This window comes from Pedobacter sp. B4419, from assembly GCF_059693725.1.
Genome location: NZ_JCASSL010000001.1, coordinates 2,452,972 through 2,477,813 on the forward strand (window position 1 = coordinate 2,452,972; position 24,842 = coordinate 2,477,813).

20 protein-coding genes are annotated in these 24,842 nt (G+C 41.9%); 16 read left to right on the plus strand and 4 right to left on the minus strand.

Annotation, left to right across the window (positions count from 1 at the left end):
• Nucleotides 1–103 precede the first annotated feature (103 nt).
• The 5 genes from AC570H_RS10180 to AC570H_RS10200 all read left to right on the plus strand — a co-directional run bounded on the left by AC570H_RS10180 (nucleotide 104) and on the right by AC570H_RS10200 (nucleotide 4,714).
• Entirely contained in the window at nucleotides 104–1,726 is a 1,623-nt protein-coding gene (locus tag AC570H_RS10180) for an ABC-F family ATP-binding cassette domain-containing protein (protein WP_497354325.1), read from the plus strand.
• A 151-nt stretch (nucleotides 1,727–1,877) separates the two neighbouring features.
• Nucleotides 1,878–2,507, plus strand: coding sequence for an ABC transporter ATP-binding protein (locus AC570H_RS10185; RefSeq protein WP_497354327.1), 630 nt, complete (start codon nucleotides 1,878–1,880; stop codon nucleotides 2,505–2,507).
• Nucleotides 2,504–3,727: an ABC transporter permease gene (locus tag AC570H_RS10190; RefSeq protein ID WP_497354329.1), complete on the plus strand. Its 1,224-nt coding sequence runs from the start codon at nucleotides 2,504–2,506 to the stop codon at nucleotides 3,725–3,727. The genes AC570H_RS10185 and AC570H_RS10190 overlap by 4 nt, the downstream gene beginning before the upstream one ends.
• Before the next feature lie 107 nt (nucleotides 3,728–3,834).
• A complete protein-coding gene (locus tag AC570H_RS10195; protein WP_497354331.1) occupies nucleotides 3,835–4,278 on the plus strand; it encodes a hypothetical protein in 444 nt (147 codons plus the stop codon).
• A 4-nt stretch (nucleotides 4,279–4,282) separates the two neighbouring features.
• Complete coding sequence (locus tag AC570H_RS10200) at nucleotides 4,283–4,714, plus strand: Fur family transcriptional regulator (protein WP_497354333.1); 432 nt, start codon at nucleotides 4,283–4,285, stop codon at nucleotides 4,712–4,714.
• A 62-nt stretch (nucleotides 4,715–4,776) separates the two neighbouring features.
• Here AC570H_RS10200 and AC570H_RS10205 read toward each other — a convergent pair whose 3' ends face one another.
• Together AC570H_RS10205 and AC570H_RS10210 are read right to left on the minus strand one after the other, a co-directional pair.
• Nucleotides 4,777–5,283: an FKBP-type peptidyl-prolyl cis-trans isomerase gene (locus AC570H_RS10205; protein ID WP_497354335.1), complete on the minus strand. Its 507-nt coding sequence runs from the start codon at nucleotides 5,281–5,283 to the stop codon at nucleotides 4,777–4,779.
• A 10-nt stretch (nucleotides 5,284–5,293) separates the two neighbouring features.
• On the minus strand, nucleotides 5,294–7,306 hold the full coding sequence (locus AC570H_RS10210; RefSeq protein ID WP_497354337.1) for a thioredoxin domain-containing protein: 2,013 nt from the start codon (nucleotides 7,304–7,306) through the stop codon (nucleotides 5,294–5,296).
• A gap of 126 nt (nucleotides 7,307–7,432) precedes the next feature.
• Here AC570H_RS10210 and AC570H_RS10215 point away from each other — a divergent pair, with 126 nt between their 5' ends.
• Nucleotides 7,433–8,530, plus strand: a complete 1,098-nt coding sequence (locus AC570H_RS10215; RefSeq protein WP_497354339.1) for a mandelate racemase/muconate lactonizing enzyme family protein — start codon at nucleotides 7,433–7,435, stop codon at nucleotides 8,528–8,530.
• Nucleotides 8,531–8,742: 212 nt separating this feature from the next.
• On the opposite strand, the gene AC570H_RS10220 is transcribed toward AC570H_RS10215, so the two are convergent.
• Entirely contained in the window at nucleotides 8,743–9,585 is an 843-nt protein-coding gene (locus AC570H_RS10220; protein WP_497354341.1) for a glycoside hydrolase family 25 protein, read from the minus strand.
• A gap of 211 nt (nucleotides 9,586–9,796) precedes the next feature.
• On the opposite strand from AC570H_RS10220, the gene AC570H_RS10225 reads away from it, so the two are divergent.
• Nucleotides 9,797–10,384, plus strand: coding sequence for a GIN domain-containing protein (locus AC570H_RS10225; RefSeq protein WP_497354343.1), 588 nt, complete (start codon nucleotides 9,797–9,799; stop codon nucleotides 10,382–10,384).
• Between the two features lie 66 nt (nucleotides 10,385–10,450).
• Here AC570H_RS10225 and AC570H_RS10230 read toward each other — a convergent pair whose 3' ends face one another.
• A complete protein-coding gene (locus AC570H_RS10230) occupies nucleotides 10,451–11,821 on the minus strand; it encodes a dipeptidase (protein ID WP_497354345.1) in 1,371 nt (456 codons plus the stop codon).
• 178 nt (nucleotides 11,822–11,999) lie between these two features.
• On the opposite strand from AC570H_RS10230, the gene AC570H_RS10235 reads away from it, so the two are divergent.
• From AC570H_RS10235 to AC570H_RS10275, 9 genes are all read left to right on the plus strand, one after another.
• Nucleotides 12,000–12,962 carry an SGNH/GDSL hydrolase family protein gene (locus AC570H_RS10235; RefSeq protein ID WP_497354347.1) on the plus strand — a complete coding sequence of 321 codons (963 nt, stop codon included), beginning with the start codon at nucleotides 12,000–12,002 and terminating at the stop codon, nucleotides 12,960–12,962.
• A gap of 80 nt (nucleotides 12,963–13,042) precedes the next feature.
• On the plus strand, nucleotides 13,043–13,576 hold the full coding sequence (locus AC570H_RS10240; RefSeq protein WP_497354349.1) for a PH domain-containing protein: 534 nt from the start codon (nucleotides 13,043–13,045) through the stop codon (nucleotides 13,574–13,576).
• On the plus strand, nucleotides 13,576–15,081 hold the full coding sequence (locus AC570H_RS10245; RefSeq protein WP_497354351.1) for a PH domain-containing protein: 1,506 nt from the start codon (nucleotides 13,576–13,578) through the stop codon (nucleotides 15,079–15,081). The genes AC570H_RS10240 and AC570H_RS10245 overlap by 1 nt, the downstream gene beginning before the upstream one ends.
• Nucleotides 15,082–15,131: 50 nt before the next feature.
• Nucleotides 15,132–15,515: a nuclear transport factor 2 family protein gene (locus tag AC570H_RS10250; protein WP_497354353.1), complete on the plus strand. Its 384-nt coding sequence runs from the start codon at nucleotides 15,132–15,134 to the stop codon at nucleotides 15,513–15,515.
• Nucleotides 15,516–15,916: 401 nt separating this feature from the next.
• On the plus strand, nucleotides 15,917–18,970 hold the full coding sequence (locus AC570H_RS10255; protein ID WP_497354355.1) for a SusC/RagA family TonB-linked outer membrane protein: 3,054 nt from the start codon (nucleotides 15,917–15,919) through the stop codon (nucleotides 18,968–18,970).
• 6 nt (nucleotides 18,971–18,976) lie between these two features.
• Nucleotides 18,977–20,656, plus strand: a complete 1,680-nt coding sequence (locus AC570H_RS10260) for a RagB/SusD family nutrient uptake outer membrane protein (RefSeq protein WP_497354357.1) — start codon at nucleotides 18,977–18,979, stop codon at nucleotides 20,654–20,656.
• 95 nt (nucleotides 20,657–20,751) lie between these two features.
• Entirely contained in the window at nucleotides 20,752–21,408 is a 657-nt protein-coding gene (locus AC570H_RS10265; protein WP_497354359.1) for an outer membrane beta-barrel protein, read from the plus strand.
• A 375-nt stretch (nucleotides 21,409–21,783) separates the two neighbouring features.
• The gene (locus AC570H_RS10270) at nucleotides 21,784–24,069 is read left to right on the plus strand and encodes an ATP-dependent helicase (protein WP_497354361.1); all 2,286 of its coding nucleotides are present in this window, start codon (nucleotides 21,784–21,786) and stop codon (nucleotides 24,067–24,069) included.
• A gap of 77 nt (nucleotides 24,070–24,146) precedes the next feature.
• A complete protein-coding gene (locus AC570H_RS10275; RefSeq protein WP_497354363.1) occupies nucleotides 24,147–24,806 on the plus strand; it encodes a DUF4290 domain-containing protein in 660 nt (219 codons plus the stop codon).
• Nucleotides 24,807–24,842 lie beyond the last annotated feature (36 nt).

Genomic DNA, 24,842 nt, shown 5'->3' on the forward strand with positions numbered 1-24,842 from the left:
TCTGAAAAGGTTGCCTTTTTTGTTTTGTACCCTATCGCAAAGCGGAAATAGCTTAGGTATAAGCAAAAAATTTGCGTACCTTTGCAGCTTATTTTTCAGCAACATGATTTCAGTATCTAATTTATCACTACGTTACGGCAAACGTACTCTTTTTGAAGAAGTTAACCTTAAATTTACACATGGCAATTGCTATGGTGTAATCGGGGCCAATGGCGCAGGTAAATCCACTTTCCTCAAAATTCTTTCTGGCGATGTAAGTGCCACTACCGGTAGTGTAGCCTTTACTCCTGGCGAACGCATGGCCGTATTGAAGCAAAACCACTACGAATTTGATGAATTTTCTGTAATCGAAACCGTAATGATGGGCCACAAGGAATTGTACGACATCATGAAGGAAAAAGATGCCATTTACCTTAAAGAAGATTTTACCGAGAAAGATGGCGAACGTGCGGGTGAACTGGAAAATCTTTTTGCCGAAAAAGATGGCTGGAACATGGAAAGCAACGCTGCTACCCTATTGAGCAACTTGGGCATCAAAGAAGAACATCATTATAAATTGTTAAAAGAGCTTGATGGTAACCAAAAAGTACGTGTGCTTTTGGCACAGGCCCTATTTGGAAATCCTGATATCCTGCTACTGGATGAGCCTACCAACGATTTGGACATCGATACCATCGCCTGGCTAGAGAATTTCTTGGCCGATTACCAGAACATTGTTTTGGTGGTATCTCACGATAGGCACTTTTTAGATGCGGTTTGTACACACATTGTGGATATCGACTTCAGCAAAATGAGCATTTATACTGGTAACTATACTTTCTGGTACGAATCGAGTCAATTGGCATTGAAACAACGCAGCGACCAGAACAAAAAACTGGAAGAGAAAGTTAAAGAGCTGCAGGAATTTATCCAACGCTTTAGCGCCAATGCCTCTAAATCTAAACAGGCTACTTCACGTAAGAAAGCATTAGATAAGATAGATATTTCTGAAATCAAGGCTTCGAGCAGGAAATACCCAGCCATTATGTTCAACAATGTTGGCCGCGAAGCTGGAGACCAGATTTTACAGGTAGAAAACCTGGGAAAAACCGCCAACGGCGAAGTAATGTTCAAAAACATCAGCTTCATGCTCAACAAAGGCGATAAAGTTGCTGTTTTATCTCAAAACAGTTTAGCGACCAGCGCTTTCTACGATATTTTAGCAGGCTACGATAAAGATTATACAGGTGAATTTAAATTTGGTGTAACCATTAGCACTGCTGATATCCCAAATGACAATTCTACCTATTTTGAAGGAAAGAACGAGAACCTGGTAGATTGGTTGCGCGAATATTCAGGCACCGATGCCGACGAGCAGTTTGTAAGAAGCTTCTTGGGCCGCATGCTCTTTTCTGGAGAAGAAGTACTTAAAAACGTAAAAGTGCTATCTGGAGGCGAAAAAATGCGTTGTATGTTCTCTAGAATGATGCTGCAACAAGCCAACTTCCTGATGTTCGACGAGCCGACCAACCACTTGGACTTGGAATCGATCACTGCCTTGAACAACGGCATGAACGATTTTAAAGGAACCATGCTTTTCACCTCTCGTGACCACGCCCTTACCGAATCGGTTGCCAATCGGATCATCGAGCTTACGCCTAAGGGCATTATCGATAAATTGATGACTTATGACGAGTACATCAACAATGCCGATGTAATGAAACAACGCGAAGAAATGTACAAATAATAGCATCGCTATTTTTTGATAGATCCCATCAGGCTTTAAACTTGATGGGATTTTTTATTGGGGCAGTAGCAAATACTTTACATAATTTTTAATGCAATTGAATTGCATATACTATTTTTGTATACGAAAGGCTAAATGGCCTTAAGCACAAATGATTTCAATTCAGGCGGTAGCCCATAGCTATAATGGTACGCAACAACTCAGTTTTAAAGACTGGCAGATCAATGATGGCGAACAATGGCTGTTATTAGGTCAATCTGGTAGCGGAAAAACGACCCTTTTGCATATTCTAACAGGAATTTTGAGGCCTAAGGCTGGCGAAGTACGCATTGGCGAAACTTCTATCTACAAATTGTCTTCTAAAGAACTCGACCGCTTTAGGGGCCGACAAATAGGCATTGTTTTTCAAAGGCCTCATTTGATCAAAAGCCTAACCATAGCCGAAAATCTATTATTGGCCCAAAGTTTCGCCAAACTGCCCGAAAGCCACGAACGGATTGATGAGGTATTGAAATCATTGGATATGCTGCACAAGAAAAATGCTTATCCAAACGAGCTCAGTCAAGGTCAGTTGCAACGTATTTCTATTGCCAGGGCCGTAATCAACAAGCCTGCCCTTTTGATAGCCGACGAACCCACCTCTAGCTTGGATGATAAAAATGCCCAAGCTGTACTGGATTTGTTGTTGCAACAGTCGGGGCTAAACCAGGCCACTTTAATTGTAGCCACCCATGACAAAAGAGTGAAAGACGCGTTTACCCATACTTACGACTTGACATGAGCCCATTTAAAATAAGTTGGAAGAGTTTAGCAGCTAAACCGCTTTCATCGGCCTTAAACGTGATGCTCATTGCCTTTGGTACGGGCATTTTAACCATTTTGTTATTGGCATCGACCCAAATTGAAGAAAAGCTGAACAACAACTCCAAGGATATAGATTTGGTAGTTGGCGCCAAGGGCAGTCCATTGCAACTGATTTTGAGCAGCATTTACTACATTGACTTTCCAACGGGCAATATTCCTTTGAAAGACGCCAATGAATTGGCGCATAGCCCTTTTGTAAAGCGGGCAACGCCATTGGCCTTGGGCGATAATTACAATGGCGTTCGTATCGTGGGAACCGATACTAATTTCATCAGCCTTTACAAACTGAAGGTACAAGACGGAAAATTTTGGAAAGCAGACTTGGAAGCAGCCATTGGGGCAACCGTAGCCAAAAACGAAAAATTAAAGGTAGGAGACACTTTCTTTGGTGCACACGGCTTAACCGGCAATGCCGACATCCATAAAGACCATGCCTATAAAGTGGTGGGCATTTTGGCTCCGCAAGGCAATGTAACCGACAACCTGATCTTAACCAATATTGCCAGCGTTTGGAAAATGCACGAAGAGCCTGAAAAAGCTGGCGAGCATGAACATCATGATGAACCTGGTCCAAGCCCTACTGCAGAAATACAAAACCTGGAAATCACTTCTTTGCTGATCCAGTACCGCTCCCCAATGTCGGTGGTCATGTTTCCGAGAATGGTTAATCAGGGCACCAACCTGCAATCGGCCTCTCCTGCCATGGAAAGCACCCGCTTATTCTCGTTAATTGGGGTGGGCGTAGATACTTTGCAATGGTTTGCCGTATTGATTATGCTCATTGCGGCCATCAGCGTATTTGTAAACCTTTATAATTCATTAAAGGAAAGAAGCTACGACTTGGCTATTATGCGTACTTTAGGCGCTTCGAGAACCAAATTGTTTGTCATCATTATTCTCGAGGGACTGATTTTGACCATTATTGGTACCATAGTAGGCATGGGTTTAGGCCATTTGGCACTGCAATTGATTGCACATTACCAAGAAAGCAGCCAGGCAAAGCTGAGTGGATTGGTTTTCATCCCTACAGAGGTGTATCTCTTGCTTGCTGGGTTGGGTATCGGTATATTTGCTTCTATTATACCTGCTTTGCAAGCTTATCGTTCTAATATTTCTAAAATACTTGCCAAAAACTAAAATTAATTAATTGATGAAAGCATTGTGTGCAACAACATATTAACCGAAACAAATAAAATCTGGTCGCACACGATCGCTTCATAACCATTAAAATAAATGATTAACTAATGAAAAAACTAAGTATCATCCTTTTATTATTAACCGGCTTCGGATTTGTAGCAAAGGCGCAACATGACCCAAGCGACCAGATCATGTCTGAAAACTGGGATATTATCGGCAGCGTTGATTTTAAGACGGTGAAAGACACCGAAATGTATGCCATCTTTAGCAACGACATTAAAAAACATGCCAACAAGCCTTTTGAACTAGAAGGCTATATCGTGCCTATTAAAGACGGGATGAAGCAAAGCAAATTTATGCTCTCTACCCTACCAATTAACCAATGTTTCTTTTGCGGCAAAAACGGCGTGCCGATTATGGTGATGGTTGAACTGGCCGAACCGATTAAATTCACTTACCAAACGGTAAAGATCAAAGGAACATTGAAATTAAGTACAGCCAATGCCATGGACAATCCGCCGATCAGTTTAATGGCAGGCAAAGCACTCTAACACAATGCAAAAGAGAAATCCTGTAGATATTTTAAGGGAAAATCAGCTTAAAAACACGCGTCAACGCGTACGTGTGCTCGAAGAAATTGCAGCCGACAAGGCAGCTATTTCGCAACCTGATTTGGAGAAGAAGCTGGGCAAGGAGATAGACAGGGTAACCTTATATCGTATTCTCAACACTTATGAAGACAAAGGCATCTTGCACCGCATCATCGATTTTAATGGAACGGCCAATTATGCAATCTGTTCGTCGGCTTGTACGGCACACCACCATCATGATGAGCACCTGCATTTCAATTGCACCAATTGCCATAAGATCTATTGCCTAGAGACCAAAGTGCCCGCCATCAACATCCCAGATGGCTTTACCGCCAATACCATTAGCCTGATTGCTTATGGCATTTGTGATAAATGCAGCAAAACCAAGGGCAACTAATCATTTTTAAGCATAAAAAAAGGGCGTTAAGTAATTTAACGCCCCTTTTAATTTTATATGGATTAGTGACCTGAATGACCATCGGCACCGTGTGCGTGGCCATGGCTCAATTCATCGGCAGTTGCTTCGCGAACTGTCAAGATTTTTCCAGCAAAGATCAGGTTTTTACCAGCCATCGGATGGTTCAAATCAACTGAAATGAATTCTTCGTGTACACCAGTTACACCTGCGCGGAAATGGTTTCCTTGGTTATCTTGCAATGGGATTACATCGCCAACGTTTGGCAAATCGCCTCCAGCTTCTTTAAACATATCAATAGGCAAGTCTACATGGGCAGCTGGATCAATTTCGCCATAGCCATCTGCTGGAGAAAGCTCAAAACTGTACTCGTCGCCTGCTTGTAAACCTTGCAAGTTTTCTTCAAATTTTGGCAACATCATGCCTACGCCAAATAAGAACACTAATGGGTTTTCTTCATTTGCTTTTTCAACAAAAACTTGCTGACCTTCTGGTGTAGTAGTGTGCAATTCATAAGTAATAGACACTACGGTGTTTGAATTGATATTCATTCTTTTCTTTTTAATTTATATGTTTTACTGCCTCGGCAACCGTTCTTACAGGCAGTTGGCAAGTTTTATTTCGGCAAATATAGATTTTTGTTTCTTGGCTTTGCTTATCTTTTAACAAAGGGAGTTCACTTTTTGTTCCGCCCAACATAATTTTATTCGGAATGTACAATGCATTGAATTCATTTTTAATTGTTCCTAGCTCTACACCCGTTAAGGTTATTTCGTTAATGCCATATACCTCATTCAACAATTGGATGCACCAGTTTGAATAGGCAGAACCATAAGCCTTAATTCTAGGCAAAACCGAAGCCAGCATGGCCGATGCTTTTTGGGTATAGGTTTCATCATCGTAAAATAGTCCTAGTTTTTGCAGGTTCTGGGCCATTACCGAATTAGAGGCCGCAATTACATTATCCATTACCTCGTGCTTACGTGCAATGAGTTCTTCACCATTACCGGCAGTATAGAAGAACATATCGTTTGCTTCATCTTTGAAATTGGCCAACACATAATTGGTTAAAGCTTTTGCTTCGGCCAGCCACTCTTCATTAAAATCTGCTTCATAAAGGGCAATCAAGGCCTCGATCATAAAGGCATAATCATCTAAAAAGCCTGGGATGCTTGCCTTTCCGTTTTTATAGTTACGGTACAAGCCGCCATCAGGTGCAACCAGATCGCTCAGTATAAAACTGGCAGCTGTTTTTGCGCGTTCGTGGTACAATTCGTAATCCAATACCTGTGCCGTTTCAGCCAAAGCCTTGATCATCATGGCATTCCAAGCCGTTAGACATTTATCGTCCAAACCCGGCCTTATTCTTTTGCTTCGTTCATCGAGCAGTTTAGCCTTTGCCAAAGCTACTTTATCGTATAAAGTTTCCGCAGTTATATTGTATTTGGCCAAAATAACTTCATCGCTAAGGGTTCTTCTCAGGATATTCGTTTGCTCTTCCTCCCAATTGCCTTCCCCGGTTACATTGAAATATTCTGCTAACAATGGCGCATCTTCTTCGCCTACTACACGGTCGAATGTTTCCTTGTCCCAAACATAAAACTTGCCTTCTACACCTTCACTATCGGCATCTAAAGCCGAATAGAACAGGCCGTTCGGTGCACTCATCTCTCTAAAACTCCAATCAATCGTATCTACAATAACCTGCACAAAGGGCTGAAATTTAAGGCATTGGTAAGCTTCGGCATACAAACTGATCAGCTGGGCATTATCATACAGCATTTTTTCGAAATGGGGCACATGCCATTTATCATCAACCGAATAACGGGCAAAGCCACCTCCTACCTGATCGTAAATACCGCCCATGGCCATGGCTTCCAATGTGCCACAAACCGCAGCAAAAACAGATTCGTCGGCTGCCAAAAAGCTATAGCGCAATAAAAAGCTCCAGTTATTGGGCAAAGGAAATTTGGGTGCACGGTTATAGCCACCTTCGGTAATATCGAAATGGCGTTTCCAGGGCTCGATAATCTCGGTGAGCTGCGCCATTGAAAAATCGATTTCTCCTTTAAAAGGAATGATCTGTTCTGCCTGCTTAATGCCGTCGGTTAACCGTTCGGCATAATTTGTAGCCTTTTTCGGTTCGTCTTTCCATAATGTAGCCAAATTGAGCAGGATATTGATCCAGTCTGGTTTCCTAAAATAAGTACCTCCATAAATAGGACGCTGATCGGGCAAACAAATGGCATTTAAGGGCCAGCCACCGTTGCCGTTCATCAATTGCACGGCCAACATGTAGATCTGGTCAATATCTGGGCGTTCCTCACGGTCTACTTTAATACAAATGAAATGCTGATTCATTACCTCGGCAACTTCATGGTCTTCGAAACTTTCGTGTTCCATTACGTGGCACCAATGGCAGGCCGAATAACCGATACTAACCAAGATCAGCTTATTTTCTGCTTTTGCCTTTTCCAAGGCTTCTTGCCCCCATTCGTACCATTGTACCGGATTGTAGGCATGTTGCAATAAATATGGCGATGAGGCGTGGATGAGGCTGTTGGGTTCTGACATGGCTAATGTAAAATGGAAGAAGGAAAATGGAATTTAATTCGACACGTAAATCTATTAATTATCTAATTGCCTCTTTAGATTAATTTTTGTTTTTTACCTTAGTTCTCAAATCTTATAGCCCACAAAATGAAAATCACGCATACCGAAATCTATCGTTTCAGCATTCCCATGGAGCCCTTTGTCATTGCAACCGGCACTATGCACTTTGCACAAAATGTACTGATCAAAATCTATACTGATTCTGGCATTTATGGCATTGGCGAATGTTCGGCATTTCCGATGATTGTGGGCGAAACCCAAGATACCTGCATTGCGATGGCGAAGGATTTTGCACTGATTTGGAAAGGCAAAAACCCGCTCGAAATACCAGAACGCATGCAAGACCTCTTGGCCTATGCCGACCATAATGCCACCATCAAGAGTGCGTTTGATATGGCTTTATTTGATATTGCAGCCAAGAAAGCTGGATTGCCTTTATATAAATTCTTAGGCGGGCACAAACGTGCGATAGAAACCGATATGACGATTGGGATCGATACGCCCGAAAAAATGTCGTTGATGGCTTTGAAGCACCAAAAAAGTGGTTGCAGAATTTTAAAAATCAAATTAGGCAAAAAAGTGCATGACGATATTGAGCGTGTCAAACAAATCAGGGCTGCCGTTGGCAAGGAGATGACCTTGCGCCTGGATGCCAACCAGGGCTGGAGCTTTGACGATGCGCTTTTGGCTTTGGGCGAATTGGCTTCGCAAAACATAGAATTCTGCGAGCAGCCGATGCGCACCTGGTATGACGACCGATTGCAAGAACTCAGCCTCAACTCGCATATTAAAATCATGGCCGATGAAAGTTGCTATAACCACCACGATGCCCGAAAGCTGATCAACGCACAGGCTTGCGAATACTTAAACATTAAATTTGCCAAGTCTGGCGGTATTTTAGAAGCACAAAAGATACATGAAGAAGCCTTGCAAAAAGGCGTTAAATGCATGATAGGCAGCATGCTCGAAAGCAGAATAGCCCTTACGGCCAATCTCCATTTCGCATTGGCCAGTCCAAATGTAATCTTCTTCGATCTAGACACCTGTTTGCTGGGCCATTTGGTTGATCCGGTAATTGGAGGCCTAACTTATGATGGCTTTATCCTCGATGTGCCAGAAGCCATAGGAATTGGTGCCGATGCAGATCAAAAATTCTTGGATACCTGCGAAAAGTGGACTATTTAAGATGTGTCAATAATTGTTTTTCGATTTTTTGAAGCACAATTTTACTGCAGTTATTTAACCTGGGCTAGTACAAAGAACATAGCAGCAATACCCAATGTTTACTAAACCCGATGGAAGCTGGCACGAAGTAAAAGCGTACAGCGGGGCTACATTTGCCCCAGTGCTTCAGGTTTTGCTTTTCTAAAAACCAAAAGACACGGAATCTGCTTCAACTACTTTTTCAGCAAATTATCAAAAGCCAAGCTGTCTCCATTAAAGGCATTGAAATCTACCACATGGTTAATGCCATTGATGCGTGCCTTATCTGAATGTTGCCAAAATTTCCAGTCCTTTTGGTTAAGCTTAAGCTTGGGCTGATGGTAATGCGCCACCCAAAAAGGATAATCTTTATAATAGCCCTGCAGGTAATCCTGATAAAACTTTAAGCCCGTGTAAATGATGGGTTTTACCTTGATCCGGTTTTCTATCTGGATGATAAAGGCATTGAGTTCTTTACGCATTTGGGCTGGCGAAACGCCGTCGAGGCTTTCTATATCTACCACTGGTGGCAAATCGCCCTTTTCGCTACTCACGGTTTGCAGGAAGAAGTTGGCTTGCCACAAGCCCGATTTCTTAGGCCTAAAAAAATGATAGGCCCCTACTTTAAGTCCTGCCTTGGGTGCTTCTCGCCAATTGCGCTGGAAACAGGGATCTACGATCAACACCCCTTCTGTGGCTTTGATAAAGGCAAAAGAAACTTTTACGCCGTCATCTTCCATGTTTTTTACTTTTTGCCAATCTATCCGCCCTTGGTAGTAAGATACATCGATGCCATGAATGGTGTACTTTTTGGGAATCCGGATGTTGTAGCTTTCGTAGGTACGGTAGTTTTTATCTTCGCCCGGATGGCGCAGCCAATACCAGGTTGCACTCGCCACTTTGAGGATGTAGCCATAATAAAAGGGAGACAAAAGAACCAGCAACAGCCCTGCAATGGCAAATTTGAGATGGAGCGACCATCCTTTCTTCTTCTTTTGCTGTGGCTTTCTTGTTGTTTTTCTTTTGGCAGGAGGCATTGGCTAAAATTACGAAACCTTGCTCAAATGTAAAGCAATAAATAAAATTGGATAAACACCTATAAATGAATAACAAACAGCAAAATGTAACCGAGTTTGGTATATTTTCAATGGCAGTTCATCGATAGTTAGGGAGTGTTGGTATAAAAACGGGAAAAGGGCTGAAACGTTTCTTGGCAGATGGGGTCTTAATTACAAAAAACCCAAGGTCATGAAAACTTCAATCAAAACATTCTTTGCTACTGGATTAATTGCATTAGCAATATCAACATCAGCTTATGCAAGCGATGATTTAAAAGCAACTACAGTTTCGGCAAACGCTATCGCTCCTTCATCAATCAAAAAACTGATTGTTAACGGAAACGTAGAAGTAACCCTTAGTCAAAATCCTACATCAAAGGTTTTGTATACTAACGATGGCACGGACGAAGTTACAGTTAAAAAGATAGGCAATTCTTTGTTTATCAGTTCAGACAACAATGCAAAGAATGCGAAGGTTACGGTTTATATTGACGACATCTTTAGGATATTGGCTTCTGAGAACGCCACTGTAAGAACCGATGAGGCACTAGTACTCAAAAACCTGCAACTTTATTTAAGCGATGCAGCCAAAGTAGAGCTCAACGCCAAAACAGAAAACCTATATACCAGCATCAAAAGCAATTCTAAATTGGTTTTAAACGGTTCTACAGACTTATATTCGGTAGACATGGATAAAACTTCAAGGATCGGGGTAGAAAAATTCAAAACACTTAAAACAGAAATCATCAGCGAAAGCGCTTATGTTTCGAGGGGTTAATTTCAAAATCCTATCATAAAAAAAGCTCGCCAAAATTGGCGAGCTTTTTTGTTGGACCAAAATCCATTATTTGCTTAATTCAGCGTAGTATTTGTGAAACAGAGGCAAAGTTTCAATGCCTTTGTAGTAATTAAAAATATCATATTTTTCGTTTGGCGAGTGCAAGGCATCGCTGTCTAGGCCAAAACCGAATAATACCGATTTAATGCCCAATACATCTTCGAACAAAGCTACAATTGGAATACTGCCTCCACCACGTGTTGGGATAGGCTTTTTGCCAAAGCTCTCTTCAATTGCTTGCTCTGCTGCACGGTAAGCCACGCTATCTGTTGGAGTAACCACAGGTTCGCCACCATGGTGCGCAGTAACTTTAACTTTTACATAGTCTGGTGCAATGCTTTCGAAATGCTTGGTAAAGATTTCGCTGATTTCGTCTGAGCTCTGGTTAGGCACCAAACGCATCGAAATTTTAGCATTGGCTTTGCTTGGCAATACAGTTTTGGCACCTTCGCCAATATAGCCGCTCCAAATACCGTTTACCTCTAAGGTTGGTCTGGTACCGGTACGTTCTAAAGTACTGTAGCCTTTTTCGCCCCAGTCTGCCTTGATATCCAAATCCTGTTTGTATTCATCCAAATCGAATGGTGCCGAATTCAATGCTTCTTTTTCAGCATCCGTCAACTCGATTACTTTATCATAAAATGCAGGAATGGTAATGTGATTGTTTTCGTCGTGCAATGAGGCAATCATCTTACATAAAATGGTAGCTGGATTAGCTACTGCGCCACCATAAACACCAGAATGCAAGTCGCGATTTGGACCAACCACTTCAACTTCCATGTAAGCCAAGCCACGTAGGCCGGTTTCGATAGAAGGATTTTCCATGCTGATCATCGAGGTATCAGAAATCAACACTACATCGGCCTTTAAGCGGGCTGCATTTGCTTTCACAAAAATACCCAAGTTGGCCGATCCTACCTCCTCTTCGCCTTCAATCATAAATTTAACGTTGCAGGCCAAAGTATTGGTTTGCATCATCAGCTCAAATGCTTTTACGTGCATGTAGAACTGGCCTTTGTCATCGCAGGCGCCACGGGCATAAATTTTGCCGTCGCGCACAGTAGGTTCAAAAGGCGGCGTGTGCCAAAGCTCCAGTGGATCAGGTGGCTGTACATCGTAGTGGCCATAAATCAGCACGGTTGGCAAGCTTGGATCGATAATTTTTTCGCCGTAAACGATTGGATAGCCAGCCGTTTCGCAGATTTCTACGTTAGCTGCACCAGCATCCTTCAATTTTTGGGCTACAAAATCGGCCGTTTTTAACACATCGCCTTTATATTTTGGATCAGCACTTACCGATGGAAAACGCAATAATTCGAAAAGCTCATCTAAAAAGCGTTGCTTATTCGCCTCAACATAATTCTTGATTTCTTGCATATCATTTATATTTTTAAACAAATATATGCTTTTTGCCAAAGCCTGCTAAAAAACAATGGAAGCTAACTCGATTGTCAACTTTAACTAAAAGTAAATCAAGCTTATAAATAGCATTTGTAATAATTATATATTTGTGGCCGAATAGCTTTATTTTTGCGCTATCTAACATTAAAAAGGGATGAGATTTCGGGCATTAGCGCTCTACTTAGCAATTTTATTGGGGTTAAGCTTTAGGTCAACTGCTCAAATTACCGGAGCCAGCTGTCCTGAATCTGCCAAATATTATGCTAAAGACAGCGTAAACGTGATCACCTTTGGTGCAAGCACGGTAGCTGGCGTAAACGGACTTGATTTTCAGTCTTACCTCACCACCAATTTCTTAAACTGCTACACCGGGAAAACCATTAATGTTCAAAAATATGGAGTTCCAGGCGAAACTACTGGTAAAGGCTTATTAAGGATAGACAATGCCACAATCGGCAAAACCGGCTTCATCGTTATACTAATGGGGGCCAATGATGCCTTGGATATCGAGGCCGGCAGACAGAAAATAGCCGAAACCGAAGAAAATATGCGGACTTTCATCGTTAGGTCGCTCAATCAAAACCTGATTCCGATTGTTTGTACGCTCCAAAACTTCGACGACCGCCAAGATGCACGCCTGCGAAGGGCAAATGTACAGGTGAGGCTCATTAATGAAATCTACAAAAGACTGGTAAAGGAATACGGCATTTACCTGGCGGATATTAACGCGGTAATGCGCAGGGATTTTAGCTTGTACCAGGATGCCGTCCACCCCAACGCTAGGGGCAACAGGTTAATCAGCTTTGTGCTTTTTGACACCATTAACAAGATTATTGCCGAACGTTTTTTGCAGTTTACCGTAACACAGAACTATCCTAATCCTGCCAGGGATCTGACTTCTGTTGACATCATTATGCCAGCTTCAGACAAAATAGAATTCAAGATCTACAACCTGCAGGGGAAAATTGTGCAGACCGTAATCAACGAATACCTTAATACCGGCAAACATACCATACAACTAGACCTCCATTACCTGCCCCCAGGCATCTATATCTACAAAATCGTTTCCTCTTCTGGGCAATATGCCGCTACTAAAAAGATGATCGTGGTACGCTAGTACGCATTTAATCGCCAATTGCTTCAAATCTTCGTTTTCATTGCTATATTAGCCTAACAAAATTCATTTAGGCCTTTGCGATGCTCAATTTTACAAATGAAACGATCGACCTGGATCAGCTGCCCAAATACCAAGAAACGAAGCTTACTGCGCCGCATTCCAAGTACTGGAAGGTCATTCTCATTAATCTGCTCCTCAGTTTCTTGATCATTAGTGGCGGATTAGCCACGTTTTTGGTGTTCAATGAGGAAGTACGTAATTATTTAGTACTGATCTGTAGTGCTTACCTTGTTTTCTGGCTGTTGCTTATTGTGCTTTATAGGGCAAGCTTTAAAAAAAGAGGCTTTGCCCTGCGCGAAAAAGACATCATCTATAAAAGTGGGATCATAGCCGAAACCACCACCATTGTTCCTTTGAACAGGATACAGCATGTGGCCTTAGACGAAGGGCTTTTCTCGAGGATGTTTGGCTTGGCTACGCTACAGCTATTTACGGCTGGCGGACAAACAGGCCATATGCATATAGCCGGAATTGAGGCAGAAAAAGCCAAAATTATCAAGGAGGCATTGGTTAAACGATTGGATTTGATCACTCCAGCAACACCGAGCGAATAATGAACCAGGATTTTAGCCAACCACAGCGACAATCGATAACTGGCGTTATCATCATGACCGCCAATATGCTACAACACCTGATCAGGGCATTTATCATACCTATTGCCATCATGATCTATAAGGCCGATCATGAGCAGATGATCTATTTTGCCCTTATGATTGGTGGTATTTTAATCGTTTCGCTTGTATTTGGCTATTGGGGCTATCGCAGGTTTACTTTCTTTTTAGATGATGACAAGCAAGAATTTGTGATCAACAAAGGTATTTTTAACCGTACGCAACTTACCATAAAGCTCGACAAAATCCAGCAGGTTAACATCAACCAATCTTTACTGCAGAAAGTAATCGGCATTTACAGCCTGCATATCGATACGCCAGGCACCGAGAAGAAAGAAGTGGGCATTAAGGCAATTGATGAACAGAGTGCCTACCATTTAAAAGAAAAGCTGCTAAATAGAAGACAGAGTGCGATTGCAGAAACCCTTAATGAAGAGCCAAAACCGCTTGTTGTCGATACCCCATGGCTAAAAATCAGTCCCAGCACCTTGCTAAAGGTAGGTTTGACTTCAAACTATGGCCGGAGTTTAGCCCTATTAATTGGTTTTGCCTTTGCCGTTTTCCATAATGCCAAAGAACTGCTCAAAGCCTTCGATTCGGATAAGGGACAGGTAGAAAGTGTATTGGAAAGAAGTGCAACTTTCTTTTCGATAGGCTTATTGATTGCTGTAGTGCTGGTGATCTTATTGGCTACTAATATTATCCGTACTTTCATCAGGTTTTTCGACTTCCAGATCGGCAAGCATAATGATTCCCTCCTGATTGGGTCGGGCTTGTTCTCACGCAACAATACCTTATTGAACCCAAAAAAGGTACAGATTACCACTTATAGCCAGAACTATTTCCAAAAGAAGTTCAATTTCATGAATTTTTACCTCAAACAGGCTCACGCCGGAGAGGCTGATAATGAAAAAGACAGGCGTAAATCTAATTTGGAAATCCCCGGTTGCAGTCCTGGCGAGAAAGAAGTGCTGTTAAAAATGATTTTGGGCAAAGCACCAGCCAAAGGACAGGTTTTTATCCCAAATTTCAGGTTTCTCAATTTGCCCATCTTCTTCAATATTGTGTTGCCTGTTGTGATCTATATCATTTTATACCTCAATATACCCACTTTAAAGCCCTTTTATCCATTTGCCATTGCTTATGCCGTGATTGGCATCTTCATGATCTATATCAGTTATACCAAACACAGGCTAACCGTAAACCAGGAGCTTTTGACCAAGCAATCGGGGATTTGGGACATCTCCCAAGAAATAATCTTCTCCCATAAAATACAGACCATCACCACTTTTCAGTTTCCTTGGCATAAAGCTGTAGATGTAGGTCATTTGCATTTGCATACCGCAGCGGGCATCATTCGTTTCAAGTATGGAAATTATACCGAAATCAAGGCCTTGGCCAACTATTGGCTTTACCAGATTGAAAGTGGCAGCGATGAATGGATGTAATTGGACGGGCAGCCAAAACATAAACATCATATATAAATAAAATATAAACTATGGAAGAACTAATTTTAAAACAGATCGAGGCAAAGGAAAATGAGTTATTAAAGGCGATTAAAGAAAGTGACGTAGCTACATTAGAAAATTTATTGCATAACGATCTGCTTTTCAACCTGCCTTCTGGACAAACAATTACAAAGGAGACCGATTTAGAAAATTATCGCTCCGGACATCTTAAAATAAGCACTATTGTTTCAAGTGAACAGCTTATTCGTTTAATACAGGATTCTGCAGTTGTTTCGGTTAAAATAAAACTTGAAGGCACCTATTTAGATCAAATTATTGATGGAGATTTCAGTTACATCAGGGTGTGGAAATTAATTGACGGTAATTGGAAAGTAATTGCCGGAAGTTGTATAGCTACAAATATCACCATTTAGAAATCGTAATTATACACGGATCTTATATAATGTACTATAGCGCAAACATATAGGCATTAGCCAAAATTGGCTTAATCAAATTGAAGTGGCAGCGATCAATGGATGTAATCTCAAATAGGCAGTTTGGCTCACAACTACTCCATCACAATCGTTTGCGTAAAATTTTAACCCTACTGTTCTAGGTTTAGAGAAACTAAAAATTTAGTACAAGTTGTTTTGTTTAACTTTTAACTAAAAAAGTTAAATTTTTATCCTTTCAATTAAAAATATACACTTTTAACTAGTTGCAAAGACAATCGTTTGTGTTGGCTTATTTAACGCTATTCCAAAATTTAGGTTATACCTTAAATCTCTTAAAGGCTATTTTCTCTCTGGTAGCCTGCTAACCTAAATTTAATCCGATGAAAAAAAATCTACTAAAAAGGATGATTCTAACGGGCTTGCTCGTTATTTTCTCGCTCCTAACCTACGCACAGGTTAAGGTAAGCGGCACAGTAAAAGACAAAGATGGACTGCCGATTCCCGGCGCAAGTGTCCAAATTAAGGGTACTACAACTGGCGTAAGTACAGACCCTGATGGGAAGTACATCATCAGCGTTCCCGCCAACACTACTTTAAGCTTTTCTTTTTTAGGTTTTACCACACAAGACTTAGCCGTGGGAGATAAAACCGAACTTAACGTAGTATTGCAAGCCACAACCAACGATTTAAACGAGGTGGTTGTAGTAGCCTATGGAGCGCAAAAAAAGGCAAGTTTAGCCGGCGCCGTTAATACGGTAAACACCAAGAACATTATCAACAGGCCAGTAACTTCTTTAACCAATGCCCTACAAGGTGCGGTACCGGGAGTAGCCATTAAATCTGCACCAGGTGATGTAGGCAACGATTTGGGATCGATCAATGTTAGGGGTCGTGGAAACCTTGGAACTTCAGAACCACTCTTTGTGGTAGATGGGGTAATTGTTTCTTCTGGAGACTTTGCCCGTATCAACTCAAACGATGTAGAGAATATTTCCTTGTTAAAAGATGCCGCCGCCGCTATCTATGGATCGAGAGCAGCCTATGGGGTAATCTTAGTAACCACCAAAAAAGGCAGTGGTGCAATGAAAATCAATTATAACGCCTACTACGGAACACAATCGGCCACTTATTTGCCAGATTATGTAGGTGCTTATGACTATGCCGTTTTGCGTAATGAAGCTGCTACAAATGCAGGCAAGGCACCGGTATTTTCTTCATCAGTACTTACCCAAATCCAAAACCAGTCTAATCCCGACTTGTATCCTAACAACGACTGGTATGCCTTAACTTTGAGAAAAACTGCTCCAATGATGGAACATGCCATTAACATATCAGGTGGCGATAAAGTCAGGTATTATTTGGGTGGTGCCTATTTCGATCAGAATTCATTAATTCCGGGTAAAGATTTGAAGCGCTATTCCCTAAGATCTAACGTAGATGCACAAGTGAGCGAAAAATTTAGGGTAGGAACCAATATCTCCTATATCAGGGACGGATTTAACAACGATAAAGGAAATATCGACTTTACTTCGCTATCAAGACAAGTGCCTCTTTTGGTAAACAAACAAAGCAATGGCAACTGGGGCAGCATAAACGGGGGATTGATCGATGCCACTTTAGCAACCGGAAATACCGTACGTAAATTGGAAGAAGGTGGCAGAAGTTCCTATTACACCAATCGTTTTATTGGTAATTTAACAGGAACATACACCCCAATAAAAGGACTTGATGTTTCTGGTCTCTTCTCTTATAACTTTTACAATACTTTAAATAGCACTTTTACCAATACGATGAATCCCATCCCTAACTTTTTAACGGGGGTGCCTATTGCCAGTACAGCGGTAACCACAAACCAGCTCGACGAATCGTGGCAAAATATTGGTCGCTTATTAGCTCAAGCTACTGTAACCTATGAAAAAACCATCAATAAACATTATTTTAAGGTATTGGCTGGTACCTCTTATGAAAACACCAATAACCGAACCATTCGAACCATTCGCAAAAACTTTGTAAACAATGATTTGAATGCCATTAATGGCGGTTCTGCCGATCCGTTAAATACAACTGCTTCTGGCGGTATCGATCAGCGTGCCTTCGAATCGTATTTCGGCAGGTTAAATTATACGTATAACGACAAGTATATTTTCGAATCGACCATAAGGACCGATGCTTCATCTCAGTTTGCACCTGGCCATCGTTGGGGTACATACCCATCTTTCTTGGGTGCCTGGCGCATTTCTCAAGAAGATTTCATGAAGAACATCAAAGCTATTGACGAATTGAAAATCCGTGCATCATGGGGCAAATCTGGTAACGTAAATAATGTAGGCTCTTATGATTTCTATGACGGCTTATCTACAGGTACAGGAACTATCCTTGATGAGAGCAAGCAAGATGGTGTATTTCCAGCCAAAATATATAATGCTGGCTTAACATGGGAAAAGGTAAGCACCTCCAATATTGGTTTAGATGCAACTTTATTCAAGTCATTTTCGCTTCAAATTGATGTATTTGATCGCTTAACAAAAGATATCTTGCTCTTAAATCCAAGTATTCCGGCCGAAGCAGGATTACCAACTGATCAAAATCCTTCTATCAATTTAGGCAAAGTAAGAAACAGAGGCTTTGAGCTTTCACTTAATTATAACGGCAAGATCAAGGATTTCAGCTATTCTGTTGGTGGAAACGTAAGTAAGATCTGGAACAAGATTGTTGATTTGGGTGGTCAGAACGAAACGCCTCCTACTGGCTATTACATTAACCGAGTAGGTTATGGCATTGGTTCATTCTACATGTGGAAATCAGACGGCTTATTTACAACTGATGACGAGGTTGCACAGCATGCCTTCCAGGCCAATGGTACCAAAGCAGGAGACATTAAATATGTTGACCAAAATGGCGACAATAAAATTGATGGTGACGACCGTGTAATTGTAGGCAACGATGTTCCTTACTTTATTTATGGCGTTAATCTGTCAGCCAGTTATAAAGGTTTTGATTTTTCATTGCTTGGACAGGGTGTAAACGATGTGAAGGTTTATCTGGAAATGGAATCTTCTCAGGCATTCTTTAACGGCGCGGGCGCAAAATCTTATGTTCTTGATAGATGGACCAAGGAAGATCCAAATCCTAATGCACCTTACCCAAGGGTTCTTCTTTCTGGAGACAATACCCAAAACCTCAAACAGTCTGACTTTTGGTTGTTCAATGCCGATTATTTCAGGATCAAGAGCATTACTTTGGGCTACAGCTTACCAAAAGATTTGCTGAACAAGCTTAAAATTGGCGGATTGAGGGTTTATGCATCAAGCAATAACCCATTCACCATCCGTGGGGATAAAAAATTGAAGGATTTTGACCCAGAGGCACCGTCTGCTCGCGCTTCTTATCCTTCATTAAAAACTTATTCATTTGGTATCAACCTAACTCTGTAAATAGTCATGAAAAAAATATTTTATATATCAATTCTAACCCTTGCTGCCTACTCGTTGAGCGGTTGCAAGAAATCAGCGATAGATTTTGTACCACAAGATCAGCTGTCTAGCAATTCTTTTTGGAAATCGCAAAAAGATGCACAATTAGCCTTAAACGGATGTTATGGCTACCTAAACAACGCCTACAACTATGCCTACGATGATGGCGGTTCTGATAATGCCTATTCGCAATACCCTTGGGAAAGCAATGCCACGCCAATAGCGGCCGGAAATATCGACGCTACTTTAGATCAGGGCTACAATAGCCGCTATACTTACATTCGTAGGTACAATTACTTTTTAGACAATATTGGCAAAGCACCAATGGGCGATGCCTTGAGAAAACGCTTTATCGCCGAAGCAAGAGTATTAAGGGCTTTTACGTATTTTGAATTGGCCAGAACATTTGGACCGGTTCCTTTGCTTAAAACTTCTTATACCGATCCACAATCTACGGCTATTGCACCAACGCCAGAAGCTGAAGTGATCAATTATGCCATTTCTGAAATCCAAAGTGCAGTAACGGATCTTCCGCCAAGCTATGCCGGCGGAGCAACTACCGAAACAGGCAGGATTACCAGTGGAGCTGCATGGGCGCTTTTAACCAGAATCCAATTACACTATCAAAAATGGAGCGATGCCGTAACTAGTGCACAAAAAGTGATGGGTGCCGGCTATCAATTGTATAGAAAAGCTACGCTTACCGCCGATGACCTCAAGGATGATTTTAGTCCATATATAACTTTTGCCAACGATGCCGAAAAAGACAAGTTCTATAAAGGTTTGGCCAGTTATGAACAACAGTTTTGGACAGCCAACGAATTAACCAGCAAAGAGATTATTTTAGTTTCACAAAACATTACCAATTCTTCTTACGACTATGGCAATGGTTTAAGAACCCTGTTCCCTCCGGGCGATTTGGGTGGCTGGAGCTCGATTACCCCTACCCAAGAACTGATTAATGCTTACTGGGATAAAACAGGCAATACTTTTACGCCTCCAGACGCGGCTACCAGGGCTACTAATTACAACAATGGTACGCCTAATGCAGCTTATGTAGATGAATTTAAAAACAGAGATACCCGTTTATACGCCAGCGTATTGTTTCCAGGTGCGCCATGGGGCCGTTTTAACAATGGCTATAAATTCTCTTGGGGCAAAGGTGGTGGCAACAATAGTGTTACCGGTTATAACTTCAAGAAATTGATAGACCCTGCCTTTATTGCAAACGATTGGGATGGTGCGCAAGATTTTGCCATTATCAGGTATGCAGAAATCCTGCTTTCTTATGCAGAGGCGAAGAATGAGCTGAGTGGCCCTGATGCTACCATCTACGCGGCATTAGATGATATCCGTGACCGTGCCGGCATGCCTGCGGTTAACCAGATCATTTACAGTGATAAGGCCAAGCTAAGAGAGCTGATCCGTAACGAACGCAGGATTGAATTGGCTGCAGAAGGACAACGTTTTTGGGATATCAGACGCTGGAATATTGGCCAAAACGTAATGAAAACCCCTTACGACATTACCAATAGCCCAGTACAAGCCCGTGTTTGGCAGTCTAAATTTGTGCTCATGCCTTATCCGCAAAGTGCATTAGATAAAAACCCTAACCTTAAAGCCGCTCAAAGCGCCAAAGGCTACTAGTATTTTTAATAGATTTTAAAGGCCAAGCAATGCTTGGCCTTTTTGTTTTTAGGCGCAATTTTTGCTATAATTGGTTACACACAAAACACAACCAAATGAAACCTAAATTTATCATCATGGCCATATTATGCGCCATGTCATTGGGCCTACAGGCTCAAACCGAAAAAGGAGGGGGCCTTGCCGGGCTCAGCTTAAGCTTTGGCACCTCGAAGGCAAAAGGCGAAAGCAGCGCCCTCAACAATTTTACAGTTACCCCGCGACTTGGCTACTTCCTGAGCAATAATTTTGCTTTGGGGCTCGAATCGCCCTTAACCCTATCCAAGCTCAGCAATGTAAGTTTCACCAGGTGGAATGAAGAGGAAGGTTATTATGAGACTATCTCCAGACCAAGGGAGTTCAATTTTGGCATTTCAGCCTTTGCCCGCAAGTATTTCGACATTAAAAACCATTGGAAGGTATTCGGCCAGGCTAATTTAACATTTCAGCTCATCAGTACTAAGCTTATCAACGACGATGGCTACCTGGTTAGAAACACGATCCAGCTTAAGGGAATTGGAGCCAGCTTAAGTCCGGGTGTTGCCTATTTCTTTTCTTCAGATCGATTGGGCATAGAGTTTTCTTTTCCGGTTGTATCGTTTTTTCACCAAAGCCATTACGATCCCAATTCGAGCTATAATTATCCCAAAACCAATAATGTGCGCCTGGTTTTAGAAAATTTTACGCCAACCTTTGGCATTAACGCCTATTTTTAATTCTAGGGCATTACAGTTGAGCCATCAGAAAAGCAGAGACCGCATTTTATTGGCTGTCCTGCTTTTCGCTACAATCAGGTTAAGGAAACAGCAAGCTACACCAATCCATTATTGCACCAGCCCCACTGAATAGTCCGGATGGAAGCGGCATCCTTTTTTGCCGGCTGAGGCAAAAAAGATACAGCGGAAAGCCGGACTCGCTTTAACCATTGCATGGGCCCTGCGCTCCAAAACAGTTCACAGTTAGCTGTTGGCAATTGACCAATCAGCCAATGATCTAATGACACCAATAAAATAAAGGAACTTAACTTACCAACACCTTTTTATAAGCGCGCATAATTTGTTATTTTTGGGCCTTAAAAAACAGGAGCCGATTTGGATTACTTAGCAGGATTAAACCCACAGCAAAGAGCAGCAGTTGAAAATACCGAAGGACCAGTGATGATTGTGGCCGGCGCGGGATCAGGAAAAACCCGTGTAATTACCTATAGAGTAGCACATCTGATACAAAATGGTACCGATGCCTTCAATATTTTGGTACTTACCTTTACCAACAAAGCCAGCAAGGATATGCGCGAGCGTATCAGCAAGGTGGTGGGTGGCGAAGCCAAAAACATTTGGATGGGTACTTTCCACTCGGTATTTGCCAAGATTTTGCGCGTAGAAGCCGAAAAAATCGGTTATCCTTCTAATTTCACCATTTACGATACCGACGACAGCAAAAGCCTGATCCGTACCATTTTGAAAGAAATGCAGCTGGATGATAAGCTTTACGCCGCAAATATCGTATATAACCGCATCTCATCGGCTAAAAATAACTTGGTCTCTTTTACCGAATACCAAGAAAACCCTCAGATCCAAGCCGAAGACATTGGCAATAAACGCCCAGAGCTAGGCAGGATTTACGAAACCTATGCCAAGCGTTGCTACAAAGCGGGTGCAATGGATTTTGACGATTTGTTGTTCAAAACCAATATCCTGCTGAAGGACCATCCAGAGGTTTTAAACAAATACCAGCACAAGTTCAAGTACCTGATGGTAGATGAGTATCAGGATACCAACTTTTCGCAGTATACCATTGTAAGAAAACTGGCGGCTGCCCATCAGAACATTTGCGTAGTAGGCGATGATGCCCAAAGTATCTATGCTTTCCGTGGCGCCAACATCCAGAACATCCTCAATTTTGAGCGTGATTATCCTGACTTAAAGGTTTATAAATTAGAGCAGAATTATCGTTCTACCCAAAATATTGTAGAAGTTGCCAACAGCATTATCGCCAACAACAAAAACCAGTTAGAGAAAAATGTATTCTCCGATAATGAAAAAGGCGATAGAATTAAAGTTTCGAGGGCTTTTACCGACAACGAAGAAGGCAAATTAGTGGCCGAAGCCATTGTACAGGATCGTACTTCGAAAGGTCTTGAATATAAAGATTTTGCCATTTTATACCGTACCAATGCCCAAAGCAGGGCCATGGAGGAGGCCTTGCGTAAACTCAATGTACCTTATAAAATATATGGTGGCCTCTCCTTCTATCAACGCAAGGAGATCAAGGATCTGATTGCTTATTTCCGTCTCACTTTTAATCCGGCAGACGAAGAAGCGATTAAACGCGTAATCAATTACCCGCGTCGTGGGCTTGGCGATACCACTTTAGAGAAAATCTCTGTGGCGGCCGATCAGCACGACATCAGCATGTGGCAGGTTATTTGCAATCCGCATCAGTATTTAGATGGCCGTGTGCCAAACCAGCTGAACGATTTTGCGATAATGATCCAAAGTTTTGCGGCCGAATCGAAGAAATTGGATGCCTACGAAACCGCCTTGTACATTGCACAGCATTCGGGCATTTTAAAAGAACTGCATAGCGACGACAGCGTTGAAGGCCGGAGCCGTTACGAAAACATCCAGGAATTGTTAAACGGTATAAAGGAATTTGCCGAGCGTGAAGACATCGAAGACAGAAGTTTGGCTTTTTTCATGCAGGATATTGCCCTTTTAACCAACGACGACCGCCAAGACGATAAAGATAAAGACACCGTTTCCTTAATGACCATCCACTCGGCCAAAGGTCTGGAGTTTAAAAACGTATTTATTGTGGGCTTGGAAGAAAACCTCTTCCCTTCTCAGATGTCGCTCACCTCTAGAACCGACCTGGAAGAAGAGCGCAGGCTGTTTTATGTGGCCATTACGCGTGCGGAAAAGAAACTGACCATTACTTATGCAACCTCGCGCTACCGTTGGGGCACCCTCACTTCTTGCGAACCTAGTCGTTTTATCAATGAGATCAATCCATCTTATTTAGAGCTTGAGGTAATAAAACCTGCAAAAAGCAGTTTTGGAGATAACAGCTTTGATACCGAGCGCAAAAGCTGGAGCCAACAACGCGAATTTACACCTAAACCTAGTCCAAGTGCAACGGTAATCAGGCCAAAAACCACTTCAATGTTGCCAAAGGCACACGTTCCAACCGCCGGGTTTACCCCAAATGCCGCCAACGAATTTCAAAACGGCATGGATGTAGAACACGAAAAGTTTGGTTTCGGCAAAATTGTTAACTTAGAAGGTACTTTGCCCGATGTAAAAGCAACTGTATTTTTCCAAGGTTTGGGCAATAAGCAACTATTGCTAAAATTTGCTAAATTGCGAATTGTGAAATAAGAATTATCTTTATCCAAAATTTACACATTAAAGCGCCAAATCGCTCATACTAAAGAGCTAGCGCTAAAAAAATAACAATGAATTTCGATTATAACACCACCCGTAGCGACCTCATCTTAGCTGAATATGGCCGTAATGTACAAAACATGGTTAAGTACATTATCGATTTGCCTACCAAAGAGGAACGCAATAAATATGCACAGGCCGTAATAGACCTCATGGGCTTTTTAAATCCGCACCTGCGCGATGTAGCCGATTTTAAGCATAAATTATGGGACCACCTGCATATCATTTCCGATTATAAAATCGACGTAGACAGCCCTTACCCTAAGCCAACGCCAGAAGATTCGCAGTTTAAGCCAGAACATATCGGCTATCCTCAACAAAAAATTGCCTACAAGCACTATGGCAAAACCGTAGAGATACTGATTGCCAAAGCAATGGAAGAAGAAAATCCAGAACGTAAATCGGCTATGGTACAAGGCATTGCCAATTTCATGAAAATGGCCTACGTACAATGGAACAAGGATAATGTGGCAGACGAAACCATCTTGAAAAACCTGAAAGACCTTTCTGGAGGTGCGCTGGCCTTAGAAGAAAATGTAAACCTGAATAAAGTTGAGTTCAAGCCACAAATCAACAGGTCGAACAATAACAACAACAATAACCGCAACCGCAACAATAAAAACCGCAATAACAAAGGTCGCAACAACAATAATTCCAAACAAAGACACTAACGTACTACAGCACAGGCTAAAAGCATTGATTGTATT